Below are 9,643 nucleotides of genomic sequence, written 5' to 3'. Positions count from 1 at the left end.
CAGTGCAGATCCTCAGAACGAGTGCGGATTCGAGCCGTCGATCGTCACCCTCCGTACGTGCACGGTCGGCCACTCGGCGTTTCCGGTAGGGCTGCTGGAGTGCAACGGTCGCAGTCACTCCCGGTGGTGCTGGCGAGCAGGATGCTGTGATCGTCCCTCGGGGTGAGTAGGTTTGGTGAAATGGACCGGCGGCGCTCATTCGGCGAATCGGTGCGCACCGGGTGGTGGGCTTCGGATAGCGGCGACGGGCCACGCGTGTGGTCCCCAGTGCGGTCGCCCATAGGGGGTGGCGGGCTCTAATCGGTGGTGTGCGTGCGGGTCTCGGTGTGGTTTCTCGGATGACGGGGGGTGCGTGTCGAGGCACAATGGGCTGGTGGCAAGCGGGGGACCTCAGCTCATCGCGCTGGATGTGGACGGAACGCTGCTCGACACCGGTAGTCCGGTCAGCGAGCGCGTGGCCAATGCTGTGCGTGCGGCCGTTGCGGCGGGTGCGCATGTGGTGATCACGACGGGGCGGAGTGTGCTGACGACTCGGCCGGTGCTTACCGAGCTCGGTCTGATCGAAGGGCACGCGCTGTGCTCGAACGGTGCGGTGCACGTCGATGTGGCCAAGGGCGTGCCGATTACCGTGCAGGACTTCGATCCGGCGCCCGCGGTCGCCGCATTGCGTGCCCTGATTCCCGAGATGATTTTCGCGGTGGAGAAGGTCGGCGTCGGGTACTGGGCGACCGGTGTCAGCCCGGGGGAGTACTCGATCGGCGAATATCTGCTCGTCGACGATGGTGCGCTGAGCAGCGAGCCGACCCCGCGGCTCAACGGCTGGTGGCCACAGGGCTCGCTCGACGAAATGCTCGGCCTGCTCGGCGAGCTACACGTGCCCGGCGCCAGCTGGGTGCATGGCGAATTCGGCCCATGGCTGACCGTTTCCCGCCAGGGTGTGTCGAAAGGCTGGGCCCTGGAACGCCTTCGCCTGGCCCTCGACATCCCGCACGCCGCGACGCTGGCCATCGGCGACGGCTACAACGACCGCGAAATGCTCAACTGGGCAGCCCATTCCGTCGCCATGGCGAACGCCCCCACCGCCGTCCAAGATTTGGCCGACGAGGTAACCAGCACTGTCACGGATGACGGCGTCGCCACCATCCTCGAACGCTGGTTCACCAACTGACCAGCACCCCTGATTCGCGTGCAGCCTCGGCCATGCCCCGTTGGTGATCGTCGGACCGATCGAGAGGGGCACGGCTGAGCGAGGTTTCGCGCGTCGGCTCGGCCATTCCCCGTCGGCGCTCGATGGGGTAGATCGTGCATGTCCCGTTGGTGGTCGACGGACCGATCGGGCGGGACACGGCTGAGCGAAGTTTCGCGTGTCGGCTCTGCCATGTTCCGTTGGTGGTCGACGGGTAGATCGTGTGGGACATAGCTGAGCCGGATTGCGCGTGTCGGCTCGGTCATGCCCCGCCGGCATTCCGTCTCGAGCGGACCTGTTGCGCTGGTACCGGTTCGATCAGACCTGTTCGGCAGTCCCTGCACGCGCAACGAGGGCCCCGCAACGGATCAACTCAGGTCGATGCGCACCACCATCGGCGTGGTCGGTTCGGGGGAGCCTTCGGTGGGCTCGGTGGTGATCGTGATCTGGGTGGTGCCTGCGCGCAGGTCGGTCGCCAGCTCGGCGTGCGTGCCCGAGGTGTGCATCATCCCGGCGGACCATGGCGTTCCGTCGGCGGGGATGGTCCACAGTTGGTAGCCGTGCCGATCATCCACGGCGGGTAGGCCGTTCGCCGACACCACTATCTTGCCGAGGCTGCGGGACAGCACCGCGGTCGCCATGCCGTTGCCGGTGACCACGCGCCCGGTTTTGGTCACGGCGTCGCGCGCGTCGCGCACCTGCTCCATCGCGACGGTGGTTTCGCTCGCCGGTGTCCGGTCGACGAGGGCGAGCCCGCCGAGGACGACGACTATCGCCGCGGCTGCCGCAGCGATGCCGATGGTGATCGAATGCGTCCACCAGCGCCGGTCTTCTTCCGGATAGTCGTCGTCCGTCCATCCTTCCAGCGACGGCAGGACCGCCGTCCTGGTCAGGTCGTCCACCGCGGGCATGATCTGGGTGCTGCCGAGTGCCGCAGTGGCGGGCAGTTGCCGGTGTGCGCCGAGGTCGGCGAGCACCCGCTCCTTCAACGAGCCCGCCGACATCGGTGTCAACGCGATCCCGAGCCGCGCCGCGACCGGGCGCAGGTCGGCGACCTCGGTGCGGCAGGCGCGACATTCGGTGAGATGCTCGTCGAAGGCGGCGCGTTCGTCGTCGTCCAATGCGTCGAGCACGTAGGCGCCGGTGCGGCTGTGGATTTCGGCGGTCATGGTTGCCCGGCCATCGCGTCACGCATGCGGATCAGCCCGTCGCGCATCCTGGCTTTGACCGTTCCGACCGGCTTGTCCAGTGCTTCGGATACTTCGTTGTCGGTGTAGCCGCCGTAGTAGGCGAGGACGAGCGAACGGCGTTGCAGCTCGGTGAGTTCGTCGAGGGACCGGCGGACCGCGTCGTGCTCGATGCGATCCAGCGTGGTCTCCACGATCTCGTCGAAGCACCAGCGCAGTTCCGACTGTCCGGCGTGACTGTCGCAGCGGGTGTCGGCCTCGGCGGCGCGCACCCGATCAACTGCCCGGCGATGCGCGACCGTCATCGCCCACGGCAGCACCCGATGCCGCTGTGCGTCGAACTCCGGTGCCCGCTGCCAGATCTCCATCAGCACGTCCATGGTGACCTCTTCGGACCGGGCGTGATCGCGCAAAACCCGGGTGGCGATGCCGAGCACCGGGCCCGCCACGATGTCGTAGAGCTCGGCGAACGCCTCCTCGTCGCCGCGCCCGACGCGGCGGATCAGCATCTCCGGAGTGTTCGCTGTGCCGCGCGCCGCATCGGCACCGTGTACTGCTCGGGCGGGGATGACCATAGGGTGTGTCCTTCCAAGCCTGACCAAGCCGGAAGCCGTTCACCTGACAACGGCGGATTGGCCCAGATCATATGATGCCCGCCGGTTCGCAACACCCCGGCTACCCCGCTGAACCCCGTGGACCAGCCACCCGGTGGCCCCGGCACCCCACCCCCGCCGACATCGGCAAACAACTAACGAGCTACCAAGTCTGCTCGGTCCAACCCGGAATCCGTTGCGGGACATGGCCCCTGCCTCAGCAACTGCCCGAACCGACCAGCGTGACCCGCTGGCGCAGCACATCAGGCACCCGTCTCGCCTGAGCACACGATTCGCCGCCGTCGCACGGCGTGTCGAATTCACATGCTGCGGCTGTCCCGTGATAGCTCGGTCCCCTGGGACCACAGAGGTTCCGTACGGTTCACAGAGGCCAGACACTCTGTGAACCGTACGGAACCTCTGCGGAACCGCAGCCGCTGTGCGCGCCGCAGGGTCTGCGGCGCGCAGCGACCTGGGCTTACGCGGGTCCGGTCTTGGCCAGGACTTCGAGGTAGTGCGGGTTCGTCATGAGGCCGAGGACGTTGCCGAACGGGTCGACGACGGAGGCGGTGACGAAGCCTTCGCTGTGCGCGGTGATCGGGTCGTATTCCGTGGCGCCGAGGGCGAGCAGACGGTCGAAGGTGGCTTGCAAGTCGTCGACGTGCCAGTTGACGATGGCCCCGCCGGGGCCCTTGGTGGCCCGGGCCGGCGCAAAGGCGCGGTTGATGATGCCGAATTCGTGCAGGTAGTCGCCGATGCGGAACTCGTAGTAGCCGCCGGGGACGTGGAAGTAGGGCTCCAGGCCGAGGAACTCGGTGTACCAGTCCTTCGCGGCCTCCAGATCGTCGGCGTAGAACGTGCTCGTCGCCATTCCTCGCAGCATGTCGGGTCTCCTTCATCGGTTCGTGCTTGCTTGTAAAACCATCATCCGAGTTAAAGTGCGCACCGAATGAGCACTTTTTTCGGCAGAATTGTGCGCATGCGAGCGGACAGGTTGGTGGCGATCCTGCTGATGATGCAGACCCGGGGGCGGGTGACCGCCGCGGAGGTCGCCGGAGAGTTGGAGACGTCGGTCGCGACTGCGCGTCGTGATCTCGAGGCGCTGTCGGCCGCGGGTGTCCCGGTGTATCCGCAGCCGGGTCGGGGCGGGGGTTGGTCGCTGGTCGGCGGGGCCCGCACCGACCTCACCGGTTTGACGGCGGGCGAGGCACGCGCGCTGTTCCTGTTGGCGGGTCCGTCGGCGGGCTCGGTGCCGGAGGCGAAATCCGCGCTGCGCAAGTTGGTGCGCGCGCTGCCGCAGACCTTCCGCACCGATGCCGCGGCCGCCGCCGATGCCGTGGTGATCGATCCGGCGCGCTGGGGCGCGACGAATCGGGAGCTGCCGCCGGTTGTCGCGCTATTGCAGCGAGCGGTGGTGCAGCGCAACAAGGTTCGCCTGCGCTACGCCAGTAAGGGCGGCGAACACACGGAACGTCTTGTCGACCCGTTGGGCCTGGTCGACAAGGACGCCATCTGGTATTTCCTCGCCGGCACCGACCATGGCCAGCGCACGTTCCGCGTCGACCGCATCGCCGAGGCCGTCGTCACCGACGACATTGCCCACCGCCCTTCCGATTTCGATCTTGCGACCGCGTGGGACGCGGTGGTCGACGAAATGGAGGAGCGCCGCGCCGCCACTGCGGCAACCGCTCTCGTCCCCGAACGGCTGCTGCCGATCCTGCGCAATCAACAAGGCAGGCACTGTGTCGTCGACGGCCCGATCGCCGACGGTCGCATCCGCGTCCAGGTCACCGCTCCCACCGCCTGGATGCTGGCCCAGCAGCTGGCAGGTTGGGGCGCCGACATCGAGGTCGTCGAACCCGAGTCCGTTCGCGCCGAACTCGCTCGGATCGGCGCGGAACTCGTCACCGCGTATCAGCCCTGACGGCGACGAAGCATCTTCCCGACTTCTGACTCAGTGATGTTCCACTCTTTGACGGCATCGCCGCTGCACCGCGCACTATGGTGACGTTTCCGGATGATGCCGCAGTCATGTTCTCATCCGATCAGCGACGGGTGCTGCCTAATGCGTCCGTACGTTCGTATTCGAAAAATTTCGTGGAAGAATAGAAGTATGTCCGAGTCCATATCCGCCGGAAACGAGCAGTCGGGTACCGATCAGCGCCTCGCGAAGGGCGCACGCTCCCGCGCGTCGATCGCCAGACACGCCGCCGACGTCGCATCCGTCGAGGGTTTGACCGGCGTGAGCATCGGCAGGCTCGCCACCGACCTCGGCCTGAGCAAGAGCGGCATCGCGACCCTGTTCGGCAGCAAGGAAATGCTGCAGCTGGCCGCGGTGAAAGCGGCCAACGAGGTGTTCATGGATGAAGTGATCACGCCTGCGCTGTCCGAGCCGAGCGGCATGCCACGGCTGCGGGCGCTGGTCGAGCGCTGGTTCGCGCAAGTCGCCGCGCCTGCCTTCCCCGGCGGCTGCTTCCGGGTGGCCACGCTCGCCGAGTTCGACAGCCGACCTGGCCCGGTCCGCGACGCGATCGCCGAGGGCAACCGTGATTTCCTCGCCTTCCTCTCCAACGAGATCCGCCTCGCCCAGGACCAAGGCCACCTCACCGACCGCAATGCCGACGTCGTCGCCTTCGAGCTCGACGCGGTGCTGGGCGCCGCCCACTCGGCGCACCAGATGGGCAACGAGTGGGGCGTGGCCACCGCCCGCTCCATCGTCGACAACCTGATGAGCTGAACCTCAGGCAGACAGGGTCAGCGTGCCTGCGATCGCGGCGTCGTAGCGGTCCCAGATTATTTCGGTGAGCGCGGGATGCGGCCCGATCACGTCGGCGTGCGTCAGGTTCGGGGCCGCGGCGATCAGGCGATCGGTGAGCAGGCCCGGAGCCAGGAACCACGGGGCGACGAGGATGTTGTCGGCGCCACCGGCGTGCAGGCGGGAAATCGCCTGGGACACACTCGGTTCCGTGGTGACGAAGCAGATCTCGGCGAGATGCCCGGTCCGGCGGGCCAGGCGCCGCGCCACCTCGGCGGTGCGGGCGTTGGCGGCGGCGGAGGAGGAACCCACCGCGGCCACCGCGATGCCGACACTGCTGTGTGACCAGGCCAGCGGATCGTGTGCCACCTCGAGCAGCCCGCACGCCTCCGAAACCCGGTCGCGCAACGCGGAGATCAGCCGGTTGTCGGGGCCGAGCACATCGGCCTGCGTCAAGTGCAGGTGCGGATGCCTGGCCTGCGCGACGGCAAGCAGTTCAGGCAGGTCGACCCGTGCGTGAAATGCGTCGCCGAGCAACACGGGCACGACCACCGCACGGGTATATCCCTTGTTCGCAACGGCATCGACGACCTGCTCGACCGAGGGCGCGCTGAGGTCGAGAAACGCCAGCCGCACATCCACATCCGGTCGGCGGGCCGCGACCTGGGCGAGGGCCGCGCCCATGGTCGCTGCGGACCGCGGATCGCGGCTGCCGTGCGCAACGGCGATCAGCGCAGGCAGGTCTCGCATTACCGCCACCTCGTCTTCGCCAGAGTGTTCCCACCGCGACTCTCGGCGGCCCGTGTGCTTGTTTACTGCCGCAACAATGTTAGGCGGCGCCGCGGCCGCCCGCGATTCCGTCGCAGCGCCCGGCGCAGGTACGCCGTCCAACGGTGTCATCGCGGGGCCCCTTCCCCTCAGACTCCGGTGCCGACCTCGACCGCCGACAGCACGTCGCCGACGAGCCCGGCGGCGAGGGTGTTGCCACCGGAGGGGTCGATGAGCAGGAAGCTGCCGGTGTGCCGGTTCACCCGGTAGTCGTCGACCGCGAGCGGCTCGGCGACGCGCAGGGCGATGCGGCCGATATCGTTGAGCGCCAACGACTCCGGGCTCGGATCGGCGATCAGTCGCTGCTCGTCGAAGCGCTCGAGCAGCGCGCCGACGATGGCCTGAGTGGTACGGGTGCCGTGCTTCAAGAGCAACCGGGCGCCTGCCCGCAGCGGCTTGTCGCCCAACCAGCAGACGGTGGCGTCGAAGGTGTCGATCGGCTCGGGCGCATCGGCGACCGAGGCGATGATGTCGCCACGGGAGATGTCGACCTCATCGGACAGGATCAGCGTCACGCTGCGACCCGTTTGCGCCACCGCGAGTTCGCCGTCCGGGGTGTCGATGCGCTCGACCGTGGTCCGAATCCCGGAGGGCAGCACCACGACCTCGTCGCCGGGCGCGACCGCACCCGCGGCGATCTGACCGGCGTAGCCGCGATAGTCGAGGTACTCGGCCGTGCGCGGCCGGATCACATACTGCACCGGAAAGCGAAGGCCCAGTGTGTGAGTGCCGGTGCTGTCGGCGTCGACCGGCACCGATTCGAGGTGCTCGATCAGCGAAGGGCCGCCGTAGTAGGGCGTTTTGTCCGAGCGGGTTGCGATGTTGTCGCCGTGCAACGCGGACACCGGGATCTCCAGCACGTCGTCGTCGGACCAGCCGAGAGTGCGGGTGAGCCGGTTGAATTCGGCCGAGATGTCCGCGAACACGGTCGCCGCGTCGTCGACCAGGTCGATCTTGTTCACCGCGAGCACCAGTTTCGGCACCCCGAGCAGCGCGAGCACCGCGGCGTGCCTGCGGGTCTGCTCGATGACGCCCTTGCGTGCGTCGACGAGCAGGATCACCAGCTGCGCGGTCGACGCGCCGGACACCGTGTTCCTGGTGTACTGCACGTGCCCAGGGGTGTCCGCGAGGACGAAAGACCGCTGCGGCGTGGCGAAATAGCGGTAGGCGACGTCGATGGTGATGCCCTGCTCGCGTTCCGCGCGCAGCCCGTCGACGAGCAACGAAAGATCCGGCGTGGCAAGACCTTTGTCCACCGATGCACGGGTGACGGCGTCGATCTGGTCGGCCAGTACGGATTTGGTGTCGTAGAGCAGGCGTCCGACCAGGGTGGACTTGCCGTCGTCGACAGAACCGGCGGTGGCCAGCCTCAATAGGTCGGACATATCAGAAATATCCTTCTCGCTTGCGGTCTTCCATCGCGGCCTCCGACACTCGGTCGTCGCCGCGGGTCGCACCGCGTTCGGTCAATCGGGACGCGGCCACCTCGGCGAGGATCGCCGCGTTGTCGGCCGCGTCGGAAAGTACGGCGCCGGTGGACGATCCGTCGCCGACGGTGCGGTACCGCACCGACAGCGTCTCCAGCGCCTCGTCCTCGCGGGGGCCGCCCCAGACGCCAGGCGTCATCCACATGCCGTCGCGCTGGTACACCGGACGCTGATGCGCGTAGTAGATGCTCGCCAGGTCGATGTCCTCGCGGGCGATGTAGCGCCAGATGTCCAGCTCGGTCCAGTTGGACAGCGGGAACACCCGGACGTGCTCGCCAGGCGCGTGCCGCCCGTTGTACAGGTTCCACAGCTCAGGCCGCTGCCGCTTCGGATCCCACTGCCCGAAGGCGTTGCGCAGCGAGAAGATTCGCTCCTTGGCGCGCGAACGCTCCTCGTCGCGGCGGCCGCCGCCGAACACCGCGTCGAAGCGGTGCTCGCTGATCGCGTCCAGCAGCGGCACGGTCTGCAGCGGGTTGCGGATGCCGTCCGGGCGCTCGGTGAGCCTGCCGTCGGCGAGGTAGTCCTCGACCTTGGCCACGTGCAACCGGAGCCCGTACCGCTCGACGATCTTGTCCCGGAACTCCAGCACCTCGGGCAGGTTGTGCCCGGTGTCGACGTGCAGCAACGCGAAAGGCAGCGGCGCGGGCCAGAATGCCTTGAGCGCCAGATGCAGCAGCACGGTGGAGTCTTTGCCGCCGGAGAACAGGATCACCGGTCGCTCGAACTCACCGGCCACCTCGCGGAAGATATGGATCGACTCGGACTCCAGCGCGGCAAGGGTGTCGAAATCGCTGATGCCGAAGGCGCGCTCGGTGCTCGGGGATTCGCCGATGAGTTCGTTCGAAGGCTCGCTCACAAAGGTCTCCGTCATGACTGGTGTAACCCGCATTCGGTCTTGGCGAGGCCGGCCCAGCGGCCGCTTCGCGGATCGGATCCCGGCTCCGGCTTCCGTGTGCACGGAGCGCAGCCGATGGACGGATAGCCTTCTTCCACAAGAGGATTGACGAGAATGCCGTGCGCCTCGATATAGGCCTGCATCTCCTCGTCGGACCACGCGGCGATCGGATTGATCTTCACAAGCCCGAACGCCTCGTCGAAGGAGATGAGCGGTGCGTTGGCGCGCGTCGGCGCCTCCACCCGGCGGATGCCGGTGACCCAGGCGTTGTAGCCCGACAGCGACTTCTGCAGCGGGACGACCTTGCGCAGCCTGCAGCATTCACCGGGATCACGCCCGAACAGATCCTTGCCGAGCAGCTGATCCTGTTCGGCGACAGTGTGTTCCGGGCGGACATTGACCACGTTCACCCCGTACACCGCTTCCACGGCGTCCCTGGTGCCGATGGTCTCGGCGAAGTGGTAGCCGGTATCGAGGAACAGCACATCCACCCCGGCGTGGATCTGTGCGGCCAGATGGACCAGCACGCCGTCCTGCATGTTCGAGGCGACGATGTAGCCGTCGCCGAAAGTGCGCTCGGTCCACTGCAGCAGGTCGAGCGCGGACGCGTCCGGACCCAGGTCGGCGGCGCCCTTTTCGGCGATGGCCCTGAGCTCGTCCTCGGCCACCTTTGCCACCAGTTCTGTTGTCACAGTTGATCTCCCGTCACCAG

General features: G+C 67.5%; 10 protein-coding genes. 3 read left to right on the top strand and 7 right to left on the bottom strand.

Annotated features, from left to right (window positions below; translation table 11 throughout):
* Positions 1-373 precede the first annotated feature (373 nt).
* The gene (locus NA11_RS24780) at positions 374-1,168 is read left to right on the top strand and encodes an HAD family hydrolase (protein WP_245746145.1); all 795 of its coding nucleotides are present in this window, start codon (positions 374-376) and stop codon (positions 1,166-1,168) included.
* Between the two features lie 386 nt (positions 1,169-1,554).
* Here the strand turns inward: NA11_RS24780 and NA11_RS24770 are convergent, their stop codons facing one another.
* From NA11_RS24770 to NA11_RS24760, 3 genes are all read right to left on the bottom strand, one after another.
* On the bottom strand, positions 1,555-2,355 hold the full coding sequence (locus NA11_RS24770) for an anti-sigma factor (RefSeq protein WP_069164375.1): 801 nt from the start codon (positions 2,353-2,355) through the stop codon (positions 1,555-1,557).
* Positions 2,352-2,948 (bottom strand): sigma-70 family RNA polymerase sigma factor, encoded by a 597-nt coding sequence (locus NA11_RS24765; protein ID WP_069164374.1) that lies wholly within the window; start codon positions 2,946-2,948, stop codon positions 2,352-2,354. The genes NA11_RS24770 and NA11_RS24765 overlap by 4 nt, the downstream gene beginning before the upstream one ends.
* 496 nt (positions 2,949-3,444) lie before the next feature.
* On the bottom strand, positions 3,445-3,849 hold the full coding sequence (locus tag NA11_RS24760) for a VOC family protein (RefSeq protein WP_069164373.1): 405 nt from the start codon (positions 3,847-3,849) through the stop codon (positions 3,445-3,447).
* Positions 3,850-3,945: 96 nt separating this feature from the next.
* Here NA11_RS24760 and NA11_RS24755 point away from each other — a divergent pair, with 96 nt between their 5' ends.
* Both NA11_RS24755 and NA11_RS24750 read left to right on the top strand, forming a co-directional pair.
* The gene (locus NA11_RS24755; RefSeq protein ID WP_069164372.1) at positions 3,946-4,890 is read left to right on the top strand and encodes a helix-turn-helix transcriptional regulator; all 945 of its coding nucleotides are present in this window, start codon (positions 3,946-3,948) and stop codon (positions 4,888-4,890) included.
* Positions 4,891-5,079: 189 nt separating this feature from the next.
* A complete protein-coding gene (locus NA11_RS24750) occupies positions 5,080-5,703 on the top strand; it encodes a TetR/AcrR family transcriptional regulator (RefSeq protein WP_069164371.1) in 624 nt (207 codons plus the stop codon).
* A 3-nt stretch (positions 5,704-5,706) separates the two neighbouring features.
* On the opposite strand, the gene NA11_RS24745 is transcribed toward NA11_RS24750, so the two are convergent.
* The 4 genes from NA11_RS24745 to NA11_RS24730 all read right to left on the bottom strand — a co-directional run bounded on the left by NA11_RS24745 (position 5,707) and on the right by NA11_RS24730 (position 9,623).
* On the bottom strand, positions 5,707-6,462 hold the full coding sequence (locus tag NA11_RS24745) for a sirohydrochlorin chelatase (RefSeq protein ID WP_141717809.1): 756 nt from the start codon (positions 6,460-6,462) through the stop codon (positions 5,707-5,709).
* Positions 6,463-6,638: 176 nt separating this feature from the next.
* A complete protein-coding gene (locus tag NA11_RS24740) occupies positions 6,639-7,934 on the bottom strand; it encodes a sulfate adenylyltransferase subunit 1 (RefSeq protein ID WP_069164369.1) in 1,296 nt (431 codons plus the stop codon).
* A 1-nt stretch (position 7,935) separates the two neighbouring features.
* Positions 7,936-8,907, bottom strand: a complete 972-nt coding sequence (gene cysD / locus NA11_RS24735) for a sulfate adenylyltransferase subunit CysD (protein WP_245746143.1) — start codon at positions 8,905-8,907, stop codon at positions 7,936-7,938.
* A complete protein-coding gene (locus NA11_RS24730; protein WP_069164368.1) occupies positions 8,904-9,623 on the bottom strand; it encodes a phosphoadenylyl-sulfate reductase in 720 nt (239 codons plus the stop codon). Before NA11_RS24730 ends, cysD begins: the two co-directional genes overlap by 4 nt.
* Positions 9,624-9,643 lie beyond the last annotated feature (20 nt).

This window comes from Nocardia altamirensis NBRC 108246 (assembly GCF_001612685.1).
GTDB classification, from domain to species: Bacteria; Actinomycetota; Actinomycetes; order Mycobacteriales; family Mycobacteriaceae; genus Nocardia; species Nocardia altamirensis.
Note: the sequence above shows the minus strand (reverse complement) of the source record. Positions and strands in the feature narration are given on the sequence as shown.

Excerpts from the sequence above, each read along its gene's own strand:
- NA11_RS24755 (WP_069164372.1), top strand. The coding sequence starts at position 3,946 with ATGCGAGCGGACAGGTTGGTGGCGATCCTGCTGATGATGCAGACCCGG.
- NA11_RS24740 (WP_069164369.1), bottom strand. The coding sequence starts at position 7,934 with ATGTCCGACCTATTGAGGCTGGCCACCGCCGGTTCTGTCGACGACGGC.
- cysD (WP_245746143.1), bottom strand. The coding sequence starts at position 8,907 with ATGACGGAGACCTTTGTGAGCGAGCCTTCGAACGAACTCATCGGCGAA.
- NA11_RS24760 (WP_069164373.1), bottom strand. The coding sequence starts at position 3,849 with ATGCTGCGAGGAATGGCGACGAGCACGTTCTACGCCGACGATCTGGAG.
- NA11_RS24750 (WP_069164371.1), top strand. The coding sequence starts at position 5,080 with ATGTCCGAGTCCATATCCGCCGGAAACGAGCAGTCGGGTACCGATCAG.
- NA11_RS24765 (WP_069164374.1), bottom strand. The coding sequence starts at position 2,948 with ATGGTCATCCCCGCCCGAGCAGTACACGGTGCCGATGCGGCGCGCGGC.
- NA11_RS24770 (WP_069164375.1), bottom strand. The coding sequence starts at position 2,355 with ATGACCGCCGAAATCCACAGCCGCACCGGCGCCTACGTGCTCGACGCA.